This window comes from Bacteroides sp. OF03-11BH, from assembly GCF_003604005.1.
GTDB classification, from domain to species: Bacteria; Bacteroidota; Bacteroidia; order Bacteroidales; family Bacteroidaceae; genus Bacteroides; species Bacteroides ovatus.
Window position 1 is genome coordinate 139,739 of the sequence record NZ_QTMW01000001.1, and the last position, 20,162, is coordinate 159,900.

Below are 20,162 nucleotides of genomic sequence, written 5' to 3' on the forward strand. Positions count from 1 at the left end.
TTTTATAATTTCCTGTTGAAAGTAACTTCAACTATCATTTATCACTTGTCATCTGTTAAATGATGTATTGTGAACTGATAGATTCGTTATTCATCACTCGTTTGATTGTTTCAGCAAACATATCGGCAATACTCAACTGTTTTACTTTCGGGCATTTCTTTGCGTAAGGGATGCTGTCGGTAAATACCATTTCTGTCAGACCGGACTCTTGTACACGGAAAGAAGCCGGATCAGACATTACGCAGTGGCTGGCGATGGCACGTACTGATTTGGCACCGGCATCCAGCATAATGTTGGCTGCTTTGGTGATTGTTCCTGCTGTGTCAACTATATCGTCGATCAGTACGACGTTTTTACCTTCTACGTCACCGATGATTTGCATAGATGCTACTTCATTGGCTTTTTCGCGTGATTTGTTGCAGAGTACCAATGGTACACCGAGGTATTTGGAGAAAGTACTGGCACGTTTTGAACCTCCTACATCCGGTGTAGCAATAACCAGATTTTCCAGTTGCAATGACTGGATATAAGGAAGGAATACTGCTGATGCGTACAGGTGATCTACCGGGATATTGAAGAATCCCTGAATCTGGTCTGCATGCAAGTCCATCGTAATCAGACGGTCGATACCTGCAACAGACAGCAGGTCGGCTACCAACTTAGCGCCGATAGATACACGGGGTTTGTCTTTTCTATCCTGACGTGCCCATCCGAAATAGGGGACTACAGCTACAATACTCTTTGCAGACGCACGTTTTGCAGCATCGATCATCAAGAGAAGTTCCATCAGGTTGTCTGAATTAGGGAAAGTGGATTGAACCAGGAATACGTGTGCGCCACGAATTGACTCCTCATATGAAACTGCAAATTCGCCATCGGCAAAATGGGTAATGTTCATATTTCCCAGAGGACAATCCAGGCTTGCGCAGATTTTTTCTGCCAGATATCTCGAGTTCGTTCCCGAGAATACCATAAAGGGTGCTTTTTCGCTCATTTTGTAATAGATGTTACCTATTTGTTAATTTGCCTGCAAAGGTAGGAATTTCTCTTATTATTTAGAAGGACTTATTGTATAAAAAATATTTTTCTCTCCAACTTATCGGAAATATTTGTAGATTTGCTTTCTGAAAACAGTTAATAGTCAAAAATGAGTTCACGCTTTCCTTTATATATAATAGGTATAGTGTTGTTTGCCTCTTTTTTTTCGTGCACTGATATGGTGCCGACCAAAGAGGTGCGCCTGATTGATTCATTAAACGGGAAAGCGTATGCTTATCGTTATCGAAGCCTGGATTCTTCTTATAAATATGCCAATGAAGCCTATCGGCAGGTGAATTTCTACAAGTCGGGGAAAGCGGAAGCATCCAACAACCTGGGGTTCTGTGCTTTTATGGCTATGGACTTTGACCGGGCGGAAGCGTTGCATAAGGAAGTATATAAACTGACTAAAAATGAACTCGAACTGTTGATTGCCGACATCGGACTGATGAAAATCTGTCAGCGGACGGCTATGAATAAAGAATTTTATGATTATCGTAATAGTGCGCTCAAGCGCATGAAACGTATTCGTGAAGAGAGTGATTTGTTTGCCGACCGTCACGAGGCGCTACGGCTGGATTATGCATTCACCGAATTTTTCATCGTTTCTTCTATTTATTACTATTATCTGCAGCAACGGCAGGAGGCCATCACATCTCTCAACCGGATTCCGGAAGATGAAGCTTTGACAGATACTAATCAGTTGCTTTATTATCATTATATTAAAGGTTCGGCCTCGTTGGTGGAAGCAACCAAGCCGGAAGACCGGAAAATGCGTGAGTTCGACCAACTTTATATTACCTGGCGGACAGCTGTTCAGACTAATCATCCTTATTTCGAAGGAAATGGTCTGCAAGGATTGGCTAATCTGATGGTTTCACCTAATAATTTCGAACTTTTTCGGACGAGAAGGGGATATGCGCTGGATCAGTTTGGGTTTCCCGTAGATTCGCTTTTGCCTTTGCGAATGGCACAGCGTGCGCTTGAAAAATTTCGTGAGTACAATGATTTGTATCAGATTGCCGGTGCGTATGTGTCTATCGGTAAATATATGAATGAGCACGGACGTTATACGGAGGCATTGGATACGCTTGCAAAAGCGTTGGATTGTGTGAATCAACATCACATGCTCTATTATCACCATGCGGCGGATACATTGGATAAACTACATGTTTTTGTAGAAGGAGATACGACTTATACCGGGGTTCCATGGATCATGCAGGAAGATGTGAGAACGGTACCTGAATGGATCTCAAGGATTCGGGAGCAATTGAGTGTGTCGTATGCGGGGCTCGGGATGAAGTATGCTTCTGATTACAACCGGAATATATATTTGGATATTTTAAATTATACCCGTCAGGATAAGGAGTTGGAGAGCCGCTATCTTTCATTGGAAGCCGATTCACGACAAATGACGCTTGTACTTTCTTTGGTTATTGTCGGACTTGTATTGGTGGTTATTCTTTGGTGGTTTTTCAATAAACGGTCTAAAATAAGGAATCAGGTAGACGTGGAGCGTCTGCAACGGATTCTGACTCTTTGCCGGGATATAACTTCGTCCATTCCGATGAATGTTCCATTAATTCAACAAGGTATCGATCAATTATTTGGGAAAGGACGTCTTCAACTGGAAATTCCGGAGGAAGGAAAAGCGGCACTGGTTCCTCTGCATCGGTTGAACCGTGATGAAAAAGCATTGGTGCATGTGCTTGAACCGTATATTGTTTGGGCTGCGGACAATGAGCAGATGGTGGAAGCGTTGAGTGACGAGCGGATGCAGTTGGAAAAGCAACGGTATGTTTACGAACAACATATTGCGGGAAATAAACGTCAGAATCTTATAAAGAAGGCTTGTCTGGGCATTGTCAATGGTATTAATCCTTATATTGACCGTATCTTGAACGAAGTGCATAAGTTGACGGAGCGGGGGTATATTGATAATGCGAAGATTAAGAAAGAGAAGTATCAATACATTGATGAGCTGGTAACTACGATTAATGAGTACAACGATATTCTGGCTCTTTGGATTAAGATGAAGCAAGGAACGCTTAGCCTGAATATTGAAACTTTCAGTCTCAATGAACTGTTTGAGCTGCTAGGCAAGGGAAGACGTGCTTTTGAAATGAAAAATCAGAAGTTGGAAATTGAACCGACTACGGTTATGGTGAAGGCCGACCGGGCACTAACTTTGTTTATGATTAATACGCTGGCGGAAAATGCCCGTAAATATACTCCGGAAGGAGGAACAATTAAAGTGTATGCCCGTACTACGGAGGATGCGTATGTCGAGATCTCTGTGGAGGATAACGGAAGAGGTATTTCCGAAGAGGATGTGGCGCATATCATTGGTGAGAAGGTGTATGATTCCCGTGTGATCGGAATGAAGAATGCGGCCGATCCGGAAGTGTTGAAAGAAAACAAAGGTAGTGGTTTCGGATTGATGAATTGTAAGGGAATCATTGAGAAGTATAAGAAAACGAATGATTTATTCCGGGGATGCGTTTTTGATGTGGAGAGTGAACTGGGGAAGGGAAGCCGTTTTTATTTTCGTTTGCCTTCGGGAGTGCGTAAAGCAATGGGGGTATTGTTGCTTTGCTTGTTGCTTCCGTTGGGGATGGTTTCTTGTCTGCATGATCCGATTCCTCCCATGTTGCAGGATGGCGATTCGATTGTAGTAGTTATGGATTCTGCGTATGAGGATTTGCTGGATGTAGCGTCGGATTATGCGAATGCTGCCTATTTTGCTAATGTGGATGAAAATTATGAGTTGGCTTTGCAATATATAGATTCTGCAATGCTATTTCTGAATGAGCATTATGAAAAATATGCGCGTCCGGATCGTCCACATCGGTATATGAAGCTGGTAGGTGAGGGAACGCCTGCTGAAATCAGTTGGTGGAACGAATTGTTTGATTCGGATTATCATGTAATTCTGGATATCAGGAATGAGGCGGCAGTTGCTTTTCTGGCTTTGAAACAGTTGGATGCTTATAGTTATAATAATTCGGCATTTACAGATTTGTATAAGTTACAGGGAGAGGATCAAACCCTCGAAGCATATTGCCGGCAGTTGGAGCGTTCGAATACCAATAAGACGGTAGGAATTATTTTATGCTTTGTTTTATTGATTGTTTCGTTGGTTGGATATTATTTTCTGTACATGAGAAAACGTTTGCAGAATCGTTTGAATCTCGAACAGGTACTTGAGATTAACCAGAAGGTGTTTGCTGCATCTTTGGTGAGACCGCAGGAACAGGAAAATGCAGAGGCACTTCAACGAGAAGAGAGTACGCTTAAAGAAATTCCGCAGCGGATTGTGGATGAAGCATTCGGTTCGGTAAATGAATTACTGACGATTGACCGGATGGGAATTGCCGTTTATAATGAAACGACACATCGGCTGGAATATGCTTCTCGTCCCGGACAGGAAATGCCGGAGATGGTAGAGCAGTGTTTTAGTGCCGGAGAATATCTTTCTGAGCAGCATCTTCAGGCAATTCCGCTGATGGTGGAAGCAGGGGGCGAGCATCAATGTGTCGGTGTGCTTTATCTGGAGCGCAGAGAAGGAACGGAACAGGAGACGGATCGACTGCTTTTTGAACTGGTAGCTCGTTATGTGGCTATTGTCGTGTTTAACGCAGTGGTGAAGCTGGCTACAAAATATCGGGATATCGAGTCGGCACACGAAGAAACACGTCGGGCTTCCTGGGAAGACAGCATGTTGCATGTTCAGAATATGGTGCTTGACAACTGTCTGTCGACTATTAAACATGAGACGATTTATTATCCGAATAAAATCAAGCAGATTGTAGGGCGGTTGAATGCGCAGAATCTTTCGGAAACGGAGGAGCGTGAAGCGGTGGAGACTATGACGGAATTGATTGAATACTATAAGGGAATCTTTACGATTTTGAGTTCGTGCGCTTCTCGTCAATTGGAGGAGGTCACTTTCCGGCGTACGGTGATTCCGGTACAGGAACTTTTGGATGCTGCCGGAAAATATTTCAAGAAGTTGATGAAGAATCGGCCGGAGAGGATAGAATTGGAAATAGAGCCGATGGAGGCGAAGGTGATAGGAGACGTGAATCAGTTGCGTTTTCTATTGGAAAATTTGATTGATGAAGCATTGACTGTGCGTGAAGATGGAGTGATACGTCTGCAAGCGCGCAAGGATAATGAATATATTCGTTTCCTCTTTACGGATACGAGACGTGAGAAGAGTGTGGAAGAGTTGAATCAACTATTTTATCCGAATCTGGCACGTATGACTTCCGGTGAAAAAGGGGAGTTGAGGGGAACGGAATATCTGGTATGCAAGCAGATTATCCGCGACCACGACGAATTTGCGGGACGTAGGGGATGCCGTATCAATGCCGAGCCGGCTGAAGGCGGCGGGTTTATAGTTTATTTCACTATTCCGCGCCGATAAAAGGAAAACACATAAAAGTTATTAGATAAGGAACATGGAAGAACAGAAGTTTAAAGTTATTATTGTAGAGGATGTAAAACTGGAGTTGAAAGGGACAGAAGAAATATTCCGTCATGAAATACCGAATGCAGAAGTAATCGGCACGGCAATGACGGAAAGTGAGTTTTGGCCGTTGATGGAGGCCCAGCTTCCCGATCTGGTATTGTTGGACTTAGGACTAGGAGGTTCTACGACCATTGGTGTTGATATTTGCAAGAATATATTCAAACGTTACAAAGGAGTTCGGGTATTGATCTTCACGGGTGAGATTCTGAACGAAAAGTTGTGGGTGGACGTATTGAATGCCGGTGCCGATGGAATCATCCTCAAAACGGGTGAGCTACTGACGAAAACAGATGTACAGGCTGTGATGGATGGAAAGAAATTGGTATTTAACTATCCGATTCTGGAAAAGATTGTAGATCGTTTCAAGAAATCTGTAGCCAATGATGCTAAGCGTCAGGAGGCTGTCATCAGCTATGATATTGATGAATACGATGAACGTTTTCTCCGTCATCTGGCTTTGGGTTATACGAAAGAGATGATTGCCAATCTGAAAGGAATGCCTTTTGGTGTGAAATCATTGGAGAAACGGCAGAATGATCTTATTGGACGTCTTTTCCCGAATGGAGAACGGGTGGGAGTGAATGCTACCCGGTTGGCAGTACGTGCATTGGAATTGCGTATTATTGATCTGGATAATCTGGAGCCTGACGAAGAGTAAATTAAGTATTAACGGTAGCTTCTTGCTTAGTCGGAAAATGATGAAGAATAAATGGCGCATGCCCCATCCCGCTACGATGTTCCTTCTGCTGACAATGGCAGTGGTCTTTCTTTCATGGATATGCGATATCTATGGATTGAAAGTGACATTGCCGCAGACAGGTGAGGATATCCGTGTACAAAGCCTGTTGAGTCCGGAAGGAATCCGCTGGTGGTTGCGGAATGCTATTAAGAACTTTACAGGTTTTGCTCCATTGGGCATGGTGATTATTGCTATGTTCGGATTGGGAGTGGCACAACATTCCGGTTTTATTGATGCTTGTATCCGCATGGGGGTGGGAAACCGGCAGGAAAAGAGGAAGATCATCTTGTGGGTGATTGTGCTTGGCTTGTTGTCGAATGCCATTGGTGATGGTGGATATATCATTTTATTGCCTATTGCTGCTATGCTGTTTCAATGGGTGGGGCTTCATCCGATTGCAGGGATTGTTACGGCTTATGTTTCCGTTGCGTGCGGGTATAGTGCTAATATTGTATTGAGTACGATGGACCCGTTGTTGGCGCATACCACGCAAGAGGCTGCACTGGCACAAACGGGTTATCAGGGGAATACAGAACCTCTTTGCAATTACTTTTTTATGAGTGCTTCAACGGTGCCCATTACGGCTATTGTGTATTGGATTACTCAAAAATGGCTTCTTCCTACGTTAGGTAAGTATGAAGGCAGTATGAAGGTGGTGGCTTACCATCCTCTGTCTCGTAAAGAGCGGCGTGCCATTATGATTTCCATTGTTGTGGCAGCTATCTATGTGGCTCTTATCTTGTGGCTTACTTTTTCTTCTTATGGAATTTTGCGGGGTGTGAATGGTGGTTTGATGCATTCGCCTTTTATTGCCGGTATTTTGTTTTTGCTTTCTTTGGGAGCAGGTATTACGGGAATGGCTTATGGATTCAGTTCCGGACGGTATCGCACTGACAATGATGTGATTGAAGGACTTACGCAGCCAATGAAGCTTCTTGGAGTGTATTTCGTTATCGCTTTCTTCGCTGCGCAGATGTTTGCCTGTTTTGAATATTCCCATCTGGATAAATGTCTGGCGATTATGGGGGCTGACTTGCTTTCTTCGTTTGAACCGGCTCCTTTGTCTGCTCTTGTTCTGTTTATTCTGTTTACGGCATTGATAAATCTGATTATGGTATCTGCTACCTCCAAATGGGCTTTTATGTCTTTTATCTTTATCCCGATGTTTGCACAGATGGGAATTGCTCCGGATATAGCACAATGTGCTTTCCGTATCGGAGATAGTTCGACGAATGCCATTACTCCTTTCTTATTCTATATGCCTCTGGTGCTTACCTATATGCGGCAATATGATAAGCAGATTACGTATGGTTCATTGCTGAAATATACTTGGAGATATTCATTAGGCATCCTGGTTGTCTGGACATTGCTGTTTATCGTTTGGTATTTGTTGAAAATACCGATGGGATTGTAGGGTTAAGGAATGATTGCCGGGCTCCGGTTTATCTGATTGGAATTTTGTTTTTCTGAATTAATCGCTATATTTGCACCGTTCCTTAAAGAAAGACAACGAATGAATCTACCAGAAATCTCTGAAAATCTAATTGAACAGTTAAATCACGGTAATACAAAAGCATTTGATAAAATCTATCATACCTACTACCTTTATTTGTGTGCGATAGCTGTTTATTATGTGCATGACAAGAGGGTGGCAGGGGAGATTGTGAATGATGTCTTTGTCGCTTTTTGGCAGAATCGCCACCATATCACTCACCCGGCTCTTCCGTACTTGCGGCGTGCTATTCAAAACGCAAGTATTAGCTATCTGCGTTCTTCCTACTTCAACGAAAAACAGATGACGGAACAGATGGAAGAAATCTGGGCTTTTCTCGAAAATCATATTCTTTCTTCCGATAATCCTTTGCAGGCATTGGAGCATAGCGAAATGAATACCATCATCATGAAGAAGGTGGAGGAATTGCCAGCCAAATGCCGTGCCATATTTAAAGCAAGTTTGTATGAGGGTAAGACATACAGTGAAATTGCCGAGGAGCAGAATATTAATGTGACCACTGTAAGAGTACAGATGAAAATAGCATTGACTAAGCTACGCGAATCACTGGGTACTCCTTATATGATAGCTATTTTGATGTTTCTCTAAAAAAAATCGCTTTTCTTTTAAACGTTTCTTTTTTTATTGCGTATCTAGTTATATACACCCATAGAAAAAGTACGTTTATGAATGACTCTTATCATATAGAAGAATTGGAAATCCGGATAAGCAACTATCTGTCCGGTAACTGCACCGAAGAGGAGAAAGAAGCTCTGTTCGCTTATCTGGCTTCCAATGAAGATGCAGCTAAAATTTTCCGGGAGATGTCCGCAGTATGGGCTGTTTCTTCTGTGCCTGCATTTGCCAAAGTAGAGGATGCTAATTTATCACAGATAAAAGAAAAAATAGCCGCTGCTGAGATGAAACCTGTCCGTTCGCGGAAGATAGTTCCTGTGTGGCTGAAGGTAGCTGCTGCAATTATTTTGTTGTTGGGCTGTAATTACTTCTGGTACACTTATACTGAAAATCTTACGGAAGTATATACGAATGCGGATTCTCCTTATGAAATTAAAGTGCCAGCTGGTTCGCGGACGAATATTGTGCTTCCGGATGGAACAGAGGTTTCATTGAATGCGGGTTCTGTGTTACGTTATTGCCGTGGGTTCGGTATTCGTGAACGTGATGTTACGCTTGATGGCGAAGGATATTTCAAGGTGGCGAAAAATGAGAAGATTCCTTTCTTTGTAAATACGAATGGTGTACAGGTAAAGGTGGTAGGGACTGTTTTTAATGTACGCGCTTATGATGACGATAATTATGTAATGGTATCTTTGTTGGAAGGTCGTGTCAATTTAGCCACTTTGTCCGGTTCGGTAATGAAACTATTCCCTAGCGAACAGGCTTTTTACGATAAGAATACGGGCCGCATGGAGAAAATGAAATCAAATGCTAGTTCTGCCTGTGACTGGTTGGATGGTGGCCTGACATTTGAAGATGCTCCGTTTGCCGACATCGCACACCGTCTGGAGCGCAAATTCCAGGTGAAGATCAGTTTAGAGAGTGAACGTCTGAAAGCGGAACGCTTTTCCGGATGTTTCAATAGTAATCAAAGTATCAATGATATATTGGGAGAAATCAACGTTGAGAAGCAATATACATGGAAAGTTAGTGGAGACACTATCTTTATAACTGACAAGAAAAAGGAGGTAAAATAAGAAAAAGTAAAGTATGATTGGGAACTTAGTCGATAGATATATCGGCGGTTCAGCGTTGTATAGAAAGATATTATGTTAACCTTTAATAGTGAAAAATATGAGATTAATAGTAAAAAGAATATTATTAATGCTTCTGCTTTTGTCTGTAGGAAACGTTTTGACTGGGGGGAGCCAGCTATCGGCACAGGAACAAAGTAAGCGATTCAGTGTGAAAGTAGATAATATTACTTTGAAAGAAGCCATTGAAGTAATAAAGAAGCAAGGCAATTACTCTTTCCTGATTCGTAATAATGACATTGATTTGAATAGGAAAGTCTCTGTGAATATAAATAACGGTACTATTAATGATGTGATGGGACAATTGCTGGCCGGTACGGACGTCAGTTATGAAGTGAACGGACCCCGGGTGATTATGTTCCATGCAGTGACACCGCAGAAAGAACAGGAAAAAGCGTTTGTCTTAAAAGGTAGAATCACTGATCCTACAGGTGAAGGGGTGATTGGGGCAAATGTGAAAGTGGTCGATTCTACGGAAGGTACCATTACGGATATGGATGGCAATTTTTCTTTGATGGTTACTCCGAATGCCCGTTTATCCATATCGTATATCGGCTATGCCACACAGGAAGTGGTGGTGAAAGATCAACGTCCTCTCAATGTAACTTTGAAAGAAGATACTCGGTTAATAGACGAAGTAGTAGTTGTTGGTTACGGCGTACAAAAGAAAGCGAACCTGACAGGTGCGGTGAGCAGTGTGAAGATGGATGATGTTTTAGGTGACCGTCCGGTGGTGTCTGTGAGTGACGCTTTGAAAGGGGCAATGCCCGGCTTGCAGATTACAGGTAATTCAGGAAGACCCGGTGAAGAAATGAGTTTCAATATTCGTGGTGTCAACAGTTTGGATAAGAATGGGAAACCGCTGGTGCTGGTGGATAACGTGGAGATGGATATTAATATGCTCGATCCGAACGATATTGAATCGGTGACTGTTTTGAAGGATGCGGCATCTTCTGCTATTTACGGAGCACGGGCAGCTTTCGGTGTGATTTTGATTACTACAAAGAAAGGCTCGGATGCAACTAAACTCTCTATTAATTATTCAAATAACTTCTCTTTTAGCAGACCTGCCAATATGCCTCATAAGGCTACTCCGCTCCAAACGGTACAGGCTTATAAGGACATGGGGACAATCAATTATCAAAGTGGTCAGAACGTAGATACCTGGTTGGGACTTTTGAAGGAATATAATGCTAATCCGTCTGCATATCCGGATGGTTATGCAATGGTGGACGGGCTGCGTTATAGCTTGGCAGAAACTGATCTTTTCGATGATATGATGGAGACTGGTTTCCAGCAAACTCATAATATCTCGGTAGGTGGCGGTACGAAAGATATTTCTTATCGTTTCTCCTTCGGTATGGTGAATGAAAATGGGGTACTGGCTTCGGATAAAGATACGTACAAGCGTTACAACGTGTCTTCTTATCTCCGCTCGGATGTGTTTTCATGGATTACTCCGGAATTGGATATTAAATATACGAACTCGAACTCTTCATTGCCGGAAACTTCCGGAGGATATGGTATATGGGGAGCAGCAGTCGCATTCCCTTCTTATTTCCCTACTGGAACAATGAATATTGACGGCGAAGAATTACCGATCAATACTCCTCGTAACTTGATTGATCTGGCATATCCGACAACTATTCAAAAGAATAATCTTCGTATTTTCGGAAAGGTTACGATCAGTCCTTTGAAGAATGTGAAGTTGATTGGTGAGTATACATTCAATCATCTAAGTAACGAGAAAACGAAATTTGAGAAGAAGTTCTATTATGCACATGGAGGTAACTTTGTGAAAGAGGTTTCCACTGCCAATTCCAAGTATGAATATTCCAATGGTATTACGGATTATAATGCATTGAACTTCTATGCTAACTATAACAACTCATGGGGCAAACATGATGTAACGGTGATGGGAGGTTTCAATCAGGAGAGTAGTGATTATCGTTATGCTGAGATGTCGCGTATGAATATGATTAATGAAGATCTGCCGTCTATTTCGCAGTCGACAGGTGATTATTTTGCTAAAGACAAATTTGAACGTTATACGGTAAGAGGGTTATTCTATCGCATTAACTATTCGTTTGCCGGCAAGTATTTGCTTGAAACGAACGGACGTTATGACGGTTCTTCCAAATTCCCGAAGAATAGCCGTTTCGGTTTCTTCCCTTCGGTTTCCGCCGGATGGCGTATCAGCGAGGAAGCGTTTATGAAACCTTTGAACTCTGTTCTTTCGAACTTGAAATTGCGTGGTTCTTGGGGCAATATTGGAAATCAGAGCATCACTCCTTACGCATATATTCCCGGTATGGATGCGGAACAGGCTTATTGGACTGTTTCCGGTATTAAAGTTACTACTTTGAAACCAGCTGCTTTGGTTAGCAATAGCTTTACTTGGGAAAAAGTAACGACAATTGATGTCGGATTCGATCTTGGGCTATTGGATAACAGATTGAATATGGTGTTCGACTGGTATCGTAGAGATACTAAGGGTATGCTTGCTCCGGGCTCTGAACTTCCGGGTGTATTAGGTGCAAGTGCCCCTTTACAGAACACGGCTGACCTTCGTTCTAAAGGTTGGGAAATCTCGGTTGACTGGAACGATCAGATCGGAAAAGTGAAATATAGCATAGGCTTTAATCTTTACGATGCGAAAACAAAGATTACTAAATACAACAACGAAACAGGACTGTTTGGCAAGGACAAGAACGATAATGAAACATATCGCGTAGGAATGGAACTGGGTGAAATTTGGGGGTATGTGACCGATCGTTTGTACACAGTGGATGATTTCGATGCAGATGGCAAACTGAAACCGGGTATTGCTAAAGTGGAAGGTTATAATCCGAATCCGGGAGATATATTATATAAGGACTTGGATGGTAATGATATTATCAACAGTGGTACCAGTACAACGAAAGATCCGGGAGACCGTAAAATCATTGGTAATAATACCCAGCGTTATCAGTATGGTATTCATGGTAGTGCAAGTTGGAACGGTTTTTCTCTGTCATTCTTGCTGCAAGGAGTTGGTAAACGAGATTTGTGGGTGATGAACGATCTGTTTTATCCGCATTATGATGCTTGGACTACCGTTTATGATTCACAGTTGAATTATTGGACTCCGGAAAATACGAATAGTTATTTCCCCCGTATTTATGAGAAAGCGGCCGGAAATACAGATGCCAATACACGTGTACAGACTCGTTATCTACAGGATGGATCGTACTTAAGTATTCGTAATATAACGCTTTCTTATAATTTCCCGTCTAAGTGGATGAGTAAGATTGGAGTTAATAATCTGGCTGTGTTCTTCAGTGGTGAGAATCTTTATACGTTCGACCACTTGCCGAAGGGACTTGATCCGGAACGTTCTGTCACGGATGATTTAGGACAACGTGGTTTTACCTATCCGTATATGAGACAGTATTCGTTCGGTATAAACCTTTCATTCTGATTGTTTCACAACTTAAAGAGTAATTATTATGAATAAATATATACTATGTGTAAGCGTTAGTCTTTGTTTGTTGATGTCGTCTTGTCTAAATGACGAATTTCTGGAGGTTTATCCCAAAGGACAGCAAACAGAAGCATCGGTCTTTACTACCTATGACAACTTTAAAACGTATACATGGGGATTGTATAACGTGTTCTTCGGATATACGTATGATACAGGGCAAACGGATGAAATTTTCCGTGGTGATTTTGAATCGGATAACATGATAAAAGGATTGGATGGATATGAAGGTCAGTGGGCATATCGCAAAGCAAAGGCTACGGATGAGTCTAAAGATTGGGATTATGATTATATCCGTCGTGTTAACCTGATGCTCGATAATATTGATCATTCGGAAATGAGTGAAACCGAGAGGGAGCATTGGAGAAGTGTGGGATATTTCTTCCGTTCTTATAAATACTTTCAGATGCTTTCTAAATTTGGTGATATTCCTTGGGTAGAGCATGCTTTGACTGAGGAAAGTCCCGAGCTTTATGGAAAACGTGATAGTCGTGACTTGGTGGCTTCCAATATTCTGTCTAATTTGAAATATGCGGAAACACATATTGGCAGTAATATCGAAGCGGATGGGAAAAATACAATTAATATGTATGTGGTGAAAGCTCTTATTTCCCGTTTTGCTTTATTTGAAGGAACTTGGAGAAAATATCATGGTTTGTCGGGAGCGGATACTTATCTGGAAGAATGTGCCCGTGCTTCTGAAGAGGTGATTAAGCAATATCCGAATGTGCATCCTAAATATGATGAGTTGTTTAATTCGGAAACACTGGATGGGGTGACAGGTATTCTTTTGTATAAGGCTTATGAAACCGGACAGTTAATGCATGGTTTGACCCGTATGGTGCGTACAGGTGAATCTTATATTGAGGCAACGAAAGACGCGGTAGACAGTTATCTTTGTACGGATGGACGACCGGTTAGCACGACGACTAGCCGTTATGGGGGTGATAAGAATATGTATGGACAATTCCGTGATCGTGATTACCGGTTGTATTTGACGATCTGCCCTCCATATATGGTGAAGAAAGAAAACGGACCCAGTACGGCTGATTGGAAATATACGGATAATGCACAGGACAGGGAATTTATAGATTTAATGGCTACGATTTCCGGTGAAACTTATCATCGTTTGCCGTCTTCCAACTTTAAAGGATTCACCGTGCAAGGACAACCTCACTTTAAGAATATGAACTGGGGACAGGGCTGGAACGCTTCCCAAATGGGCTTCTGGGTATGGAAATATTATAATACACATACTGTAGCTACCAACGCGAATGGGGTGAATACAACAGATGCCCCGCTGTTCCGTATAGGTGAGGTGATGGTAAACTATGCCGAAGCGATGTGCGAATTGAACAAGTTCGACCAGGCTGCTGCGGATAAGTCTATTAACAAACTTCGGGCAAGAGCTAATGTGGCGAAAATGGTGGTGAATGATATTAATGATGCTTTTGATCCGAAGCGTGATCCTTCCGTTCCTGCTCTTTTGTGGGAAGTGCGTAGAGAGAGACGAGTTGAATTGATGGGCGAAGGTTTCCGTTTGGATGATTTGCGCAGGTGGAAGAAAGGAGACTATGTTAACAAACAACCGCTGGGTGCCTATGTGACAGGGGCTTCGGCCAAGAATTTGAAAGTAACGGGTGGTGCAGGTGCTGATGAAGGATATGTTTATTTCTTTGATACCCCGCTTGGATGGCAGGAACATTATTATCTGTATCCGTTGCCTTTGAAGCAATTGGCGTTAAATACGAATTTGGAACAAAATCCGGTATGGACAAAGTAATTTTAAATTGAAATGATGCACAAGACCTGTAATATTTTAGTATATTGCAGGTCTTGAAAATTTAAGGTAGAAAATGAAAAATAGAATATCAATAAAATATGCGTTTTTTTGTGGAACAGCTTGCTGCATCTCATCTATACTACGTGCACAACAGGATGCATCCCAAATGAATGTGCTTTTTATAATGGCTGATGATATGCGCCCCGAACTGGGGTGTTACGGGGTAGATGTAGTGAAAACTCCTAATATGGACCGTTTGGCGGCAAGTGGCGTCTTGTTTCAGAATGCGTATTGTAATATTCCTGTGAGTGGGGCATCCCGGGCTAGTTTATTGACGGGTGTATATCCTCATTACCCCGATCGCTTTATTAGTTTTTCCGCCTATGCCAGCAAAGATTGTCCCGAAGCAATACCTATTTCGGGATGGTTCACCCGGAATGGTTATCATACTATTTCGGACGGCAAGGTGTTTCATCATATCAGCGATCATGCGGATTCGTGGAGTGAGCCTCCTTACCGGAATCATCCGGATGGATATGATGTATATTGGGCGGAATATAATAAATGGGAACTTTGGATGAATTCGGAATCGGGAAAAACGATTAATCCGAAAACGATGAGGGGACCTTTTTGTGAATCTGCTGATGTTCCTGATACTGCCTATGATGATGGGAAACTTGCAAACCGAGCTATTCGTGACTTGAAAAGGATGAAGGAGGCTGGCAAACCTTTCTTCTTGGCTTGTGGTTTCTGGAAACCTCATTTGCCGTTCAATGCCCCAAAGAAATATTGGGATTTATATAAACGGGAGGAAATACCTTTGGCTACCAATCGTTTCCGACCTGAAGGATTGCCGGAGCAGGTTCGTAATTCGAGCGAGATATATGCGTATGCACGGGTTGCGGATACGAGTGATATTGACTTCCAGCGGGAGGTAAAACATGGATATTATGCTTGTATGAGTTATGTGGATGCACAGATTGGCAAGGTATTGGATGCATTGGATGAACTGGGATTATCGGATAATACAATTGTGGTTTTGTTGGGAGATCATGGCTGGAATCTGGGAGAACATGATTTTATAGGTAAACATAATCTGATGAATACTTCTACTCATGTACCGTTGATTGTCCGTGTGCCGGGAATGAAAAAAGGAAAAACAAAATCGATGGTGGAATTTGTTGATTTGTACCCGACTTTATGTGAACTTTGTAAACTGCCTGTTCCCGCTGAACAGCTAAGCGGGCAAAGCTTTGCCGGGGTTTTCAAGAATCTGAAAGCTAAGACGAAAGGTGAAGTCTATATTCAGTGGGAAGGAGGAGATAATGCCGTTGACCGGCGTTATAGTTATGCGGAATGGATGAAAGGCGACGTGAAGAAAGCCAGTATGTTGTTTGACCATCGGATTGACGGGAAGGAAAACAAGAATCGGGTCGATGAAAAAAAATATAAGAATAAGGTTGAATCATTATCTTCTTTTATCAGAATAAAGAAGTCATCATTAAAGAAATAATATGAAAACAGTTTTATTACAGTCCAGCCGTTTGGTATCGGTTGTTTTATTCATGCTTTACGGAATGTCGATGTTTGCCCAGCGACAGGATATCTTGCTAAATAATGATTGGAATTTCCGGTTTTCGCATCAGGTACAGAAGGGAACAGAGGTAAGAGTTGATTTGCCTCATACTTGGAATGCGCAGGATGCTTTGTCCGGTAAGATAGACTATAAACGGGGAATTGGTAATTATGAGAAGAATTTATTTATTCGTCCCGAATGGAAAGGAAAACGTCTTTTTATTCGTTTCGAAGGAGTGAATAACATTGCAGATGTGTTTATAAATCGTCGTCATATAGGTGAGCATCGTGGGGGATATGGAGCTTTTATCTTTGAGATCACAGGAAAGGTGGAATATGGAAAAGAAAACTCTATATTAGTACGGGTGAATAATGGTGAACAGTTGGATATTATGCCTCTGGTCGGTGACTTTAATTTTTACGGAGGTATTTATCGTGATGTACATTTGTTGATTACTGATGAGACGTGTATTTCTCCTTTGGATTATGCTTCCCCCGGAGTACGTCTGATACAGGATAGTGTGAGCCATCGGTATGCTAAGGTGCGGGCTATTGTTGATTTATCAAACGGGAGTAGTGGTAATCAGGAAGTGGAGCTTAACGTACGCCTGTTAGATGGTCAAAGGGTGGTGAAAGAAGGAACAAAGAATGTGAATCTTTCTGGAAACGAAGTAATGCAGCAGGAACTTACATTTGAAATCGATCAGCCTCATTTGTGGAATGGTCGTCAGGATCCTTTCCTTTATCAGGCGGAAGTGACTCTTTTCCGGAATGCTCAGATGGTAGATCGTGTTACACAACCGTTAGGACTTCGTTTTTACCGGATCGACCCTGATAAAGGTTTTTTCCTGAATGGAAAACATTTGCCTCTTCAAGGCGTTTGCCGTCATCAGGATAGGAGTGAGGTGGGCAATGCGCTGCGCCCGCAACACCATGAGGAAGATGTGGCATTGATGTTGGAGATGGGAGTGAATGCTGTTCGTTTGGCGCATTATCCGCAGGCTACTTATTTTTATGATCTGATGGATAAAAATGGTATTATTGTATGGGCTGAAATACCTTTTGTGGGTCCTGGTGGATATAATGATAAAGGTTTTGTGGATTTACCTGCTTTCCGTGCCAACGGAAAAGAGCAGCTCAAAGAACTGATTCGTCAACATTATAATCATCCTTCTATTTGTGTATGGGGGCTGTTTAATGAGTTGACGGAGTTGGGAGATAATCCGGTTGAGTACATCAAAGAATTAAATGTGCTGGCACATCAGGAAGATACTACCCGGCCTACGACCTCCGCAAGTAATCAAATGGGAGATTTGAATTTCATAACGGATGCTATTGCTTGGAACCGTTATGATGGATGGTATGGTGGCACTCCCGCTGATTTGGGGAAATGGTTGGATCGAATGCATAAGGATCATCCGGAAATATGTATTGCTATCAGTGAATATGGTGCCGGCGCAAGTATTTACCATCAACAAGATTCGTTGGTTAAAACTGTACCAACCAGTTGGTGGCATCCTGAAAACTGGCAGACGTATTATCACATTGAAAACTGGAAAACAATCTCTTCCCGTCCTTATGTATGGGGGAGCTTTGTCTGGAATATGTTTGATTTTGGCGCTGCACATCGCACTGAAGGAGACCGTCCCGGAATTAATGATAAAGGTTTGGTCACCTTCGACCGGAAAGTTCGTAAAGATGCTTTCTACTTCTATAAAGCCAACTGGAATAGGGAAGAACCAATGCTTTATTTAACAGGCAAACGTAACACAGTACGTACACAACGTTTGCAAACAATTATTGCTTTCACGAATCAGGCAGGAGCCGAATTGTTTGTAAACGGTAAGAGTTATGGTAAAACAACACCGGATTCGTATGCTATTCTGGAATGGAAAAATGTGGAACTAGAACCTGGTGAAAATGAAATAAAGGTTGTTTCCACTAATAAGAAGTTACCTTTGAGCGATAGTTTTCATTGTAGATTGTGATAGGTAGTTTAAATGATAATCGGAAAGAGCACTGTAAACAAAGTAGGTTTGCAGTGCTTTTTTTCTAGGGGTTTCTCTTTTGGGAGATAATAATCCTTCCTGAATCTATAACAGCGGATAATGATACTCCAACAGTATAACAGATCATATCTGACCATAGAAAACCATGTCCAAAGATTAATGCTCCAAGTGTGGTGTTTCGTACAGTATTTGCCCAGTCTGCTTGGTATAGTTGGCTAATTTCTATACAATAAGAAAATAATAAGGAAATAACAATGGTCTTGAGTATAGATAATGACGGGAAAAGAAAGCGTATTCCACAATACACCATGGCTGCCCAAAGCGTATCGCCTGAATACTCTGCGATAAATTCGGGCAATATATCACCATGTTTTCGGGAAGCCAATCCTAACACTATAATTGCGGAAGTAATTGCTAAATAAATCCAACGTTTGTTTTTCACGCAGTAATGTTTTAGTATGGTGCAAATTTATAAAATTAAGTTGGATAACTTGGCAGGATGGATCAAACTCTGATAAAAACAGATTTTATTTACATACTAAACCTTTCGTTCTTTTGAAATGTTATAAGGTCGTTCGAGCTTTATCTCGATAAATGTGTTCATAACCAACCGATTTACGCAATTGTTGTGGAAACGGCTGCAGTTGGTCACTTAAAAAGTTAGTAATTAAAATAATAGAGTTATGAAGAATCTTTTTCGACCGTTGTTAGTACTGACAGGATGTATAGTATTGGCGAGTTGTGTAAGTCAGAAGCAATTTAAAGGTTTAAAAACTGATTATACAAAGTTGCAAACAGAATATCAGGAAAGTCAATTGCAGCTAAGAGAAAATCAGGCACGTTCAACAAGTCTTGAGGAGAGACTTGCCGAAGCGCAGCGGAATAATAGTGAGTTACGCAAGAGCTTGTCCGATATGCAAAGCATCTTGAATAAGAGTCTTACACAGAGCTCTCAAGGGAATATGAATATGGGTAAGTTAATAGATGAGATCAATGCTTCAAACCGTTTCATCCAGCATTTGGTTAAAGAAAAGAATAGATCAGACTCTTTGAATCTCGTAATGGTCAATAAACTTACCCGTTCGCTTACCCGTGAAGAGATGCGTGACTTGGATATTAAGGTATTGAAAGGTGTTGTATATATTTCCTTAGCAGATAACATGCTTTATAAATCAGGAAGTTATGAAATTAGCAATAAAGCAGAGGCTGTGCTTAGTAAAATAGCCAAAATCATTCAGGACTACAAAGATTATGATGTTCTGGTAGAAGGAAATACAGATACCGATCCGATATCTCGTACGAATATACGTAATAATTGGGATTTGAGTGCGTTGCGTGCTTCATCTGTTGTTCAGGCATTACAGAATGTTTATGGTATAAATCCCAAACGCCTGACTGCTGCCGGTCGAGGTGAATTTAATCCGGTAGCCGGTAATGATACGGCAGAAGGAAAAGCTCGTAACCGCCGGACCGAGATTATTATAACTCCTAAACTGGATCAGTTTATGGATTTGATAGATCAGGCTCCTGATAATTCTTCATCAGGTATAGTGGGGGATGAGAATACAAAAGAGTAAAGGAAATATTTCCATCTAGGGCTAATAATAAAGCGATGAATTTGAATTCATCGCTTTATTATTAGCAATTTGAAACAGATACAGTAAAGTGTTAGAGGTATCTATATTTTATTTTCAGAGCTT

At 41.7% G+C, this 20,162-nt stretch carries 12 protein-coding genes; 10 read left to right on the forward strand and 2 right to left on the reverse strand.

The genetic code is table 11. The annotated features are described in order from the left end of the window. Positions 1 to 55 precede the first annotated feature (55 nt). Complete coding sequence (locus tag DXA54_RS00595) at positions 56 to 994, reverse strand: ribose-phosphate pyrophosphokinase (RefSeq protein ID WP_032847337.1); 939 nt, start codon at positions 992 to 994, stop codon at positions 56 to 58. Positions 995 to 1,147: 153 nt separating this feature from the next. On the opposite strand from DXA54_RS00595, the gene DXA54_RS00600 reads away from it, so the two are divergent. From DXA54_RS00600 to DXA54_RS00640, 9 genes are all read left to right on the forward strand, one after another. Continuing rightward, positions 1,148 to 5,467, forward strand: coding sequence for a DUF5113 domain-containing protein (locus DXA54_RS00600; RefSeq protein WP_165863204.1), 4,320 nt, complete (start codon positions 1,148 to 1,150; stop codon positions 5,465 to 5,467). 34 nt (positions 5,468 to 5,501) lie between these two features. After that, positions 5,502 to 6,230 carry a DUF5932 domain-containing protein gene (locus tag DXA54_RS00605; protein ID WP_004295828.1) on the forward strand — a complete coding sequence of 243 codons (729 nt, stop codon included), beginning with the start codon at positions 5,502 to 5,504 and terminating at the stop codon, positions 6,228 to 6,230. 40 nt (positions 6,231 to 6,270) lie between these two features. After that, positions 6,271 to 7,725: an AbgT family transporter gene (locus tag DXA54_RS00610; RefSeq protein WP_120078814.1), complete on the forward strand. Its 1,455-nt coding sequence runs from the start codon at positions 6,271 to 6,273 to the stop codon at positions 7,723 to 7,725. A gap of 99 nt (positions 7,726 to 7,824) precedes the next feature. Continuing rightward, positions 7,825 to 8,412 (forward strand): RNA polymerase sigma-70 factor, encoded by a 588-nt coding sequence (locus DXA54_RS00615; RefSeq protein WP_004308903.1) that lies wholly within the window; start codon positions 7,825 to 7,827, stop codon positions 8,410 to 8,412. A gap of 77 nt (positions 8,413 to 8,489) precedes the next feature. Next, positions 8,490 to 9,518 (forward strand): FecR domain-containing protein, encoded by a 1,029-nt coding sequence (locus tag DXA54_RS00620; protein ID WP_004295831.1) that lies wholly within the window; start codon positions 8,490 to 8,492, stop codon positions 9,516 to 9,518. A gap of 127 nt (positions 9,519 to 9,645) precedes the next feature. Further along, complete coding sequence (locus tag DXA54_RS00625; RefSeq protein WP_165863207.1) at positions 9,646 to 13,035, forward strand: TonB-dependent receptor; 3,390 nt, start codon at positions 9,646 to 9,648, stop codon at positions 13,033 to 13,035. A 28-nt stretch (positions 13,036 to 13,063) separates the two neighbouring features. After that, complete coding sequence (locus DXA54_RS00630) at positions 13,064 to 14,878, forward strand: RagB/SusD family nutrient uptake outer membrane protein (RefSeq protein WP_004308905.1); 1,815 nt, start codon at positions 13,064 to 13,066, stop codon at positions 14,876 to 14,878. 73 nt (positions 14,879 to 14,951) lie between these two features. Beyond that, positions 14,952 to 16,391, forward strand: a complete 1,440-nt coding sequence (locus tag DXA54_RS00635; protein ID WP_165863206.1) for a sulfatase — start codon at positions 14,952 to 14,954, stop codon at positions 16,389 to 16,391. A gap of 52 nt (positions 16,392 to 16,443) precedes the next feature. Beyond that, positions 16,444 to 18,441 (forward strand): glycoside hydrolase family 2 protein, encoded by a 1,998-nt coding sequence (locus DXA54_RS00640; protein WP_371682928.1) that lies wholly within the window; start codon positions 16,444 to 16,446, stop codon positions 18,439 to 18,441. Positions 18,442 to 18,505: 64 nt separating this feature from the next. On the opposite strand, the gene DXA54_RS00645 is transcribed toward DXA54_RS00640, so the two are convergent. Continuing rightward, on the reverse strand, positions 18,506 to 18,904 hold the full coding sequence (locus tag DXA54_RS00645; RefSeq protein ID WP_004295836.1) for a DUF2809 domain-containing protein: 399 nt from the start codon (positions 18,902 to 18,904) through the stop codon (positions 18,506 to 18,508). Between the two features lie 241 nt (positions 18,905 to 19,145). Between DXA54_RS00645 and DXA54_RS00650 the strand changes: the two genes are divergently transcribed. After that, positions 19,146 to 20,039: a flagellar motor protein MotB gene (locus tag DXA54_RS00650; protein ID WP_074558072.1), complete on the forward strand. Its 894-nt coding sequence runs from the start codon at positions 19,146 to 19,148 to the stop codon at positions 20,037 to 20,039. The last annotated feature ends 123 nt before the right edge of the window (positions 20,040 to 20,162 follow it).

Bases quoted from the DNA above. Each gene is read 5' to 3' on its own strand.
- DXA54_RS00595 (WP_032847337.1), bottom strand. From the start codon at position 994: ATGAGCGAAAAAGCACCCTTTATGGTATTCTCGGGAACGAACTCGAGA.
- DXA54_RS00600 (WP_165863204.1), top strand. From the start codon at position 1,148: ATGAGTTCACGCTTTCCTTTATATATAATAGGTATAGTGTTGTTTGCC.
- DXA54_RS00605 (WP_004295828.1), top strand. From the start codon at position 5,502: ATGGAAGAACAGAAGTTTAAAGTTATTATTGTAGAGGATGTAAAACTG.
- DXA54_RS00610 (WP_120078814.1), top strand. From the start codon at position 6,271: ATGAAGAATAAATGGCGCATGCCCCATCCCGCTACGATGTTCCTTCTG.
- DXA54_RS00615 (WP_004308903.1), top strand. From the start codon at position 7,825: ATGAATCTACCAGAAATCTCTGAAAATCTAATTGAACAGTTAAATCAC.
- DXA54_RS00620 (WP_004295831.1), top strand. From the start codon at position 8,490: ATGAATGACTCTTATCATATAGAAGAATTGGAAATCCGGATAAGCAAC.
- DXA54_RS00625 (WP_165863207.1), top strand. From the start codon at position 9,646: ATGCTTCTGCTTTTGTCTGTAGGAAACGTTTTGACTGGGGGGAGCCAG.
- DXA54_RS00630 (WP_004308905.1), top strand. From the start codon at position 13,064: ATGAATAAATATATACTATGTGTAAGCGTTAGTCTTTGTTTGTTGATG.
- DXA54_RS00635 (WP_165863206.1), top strand. From the start codon at position 14,952: ATGAAAAATAGAATATCAATAAAATATGCGTTTTTTTGTGGAACAGCT.
- DXA54_RS00640 (WP_371682928.1), top strand. From the start codon at position 16,444: ATGCTTTACGGAATGTCGATGTTTGCCCAGCGACAGGATATCTTGCTA.
- DXA54_RS00650 (WP_074558072.1), top strand. From the start codon at position 19,146: ATGAAGAATCTTTTTCGACCGTTGTTAGTACTGACAGGATGTATAGTA.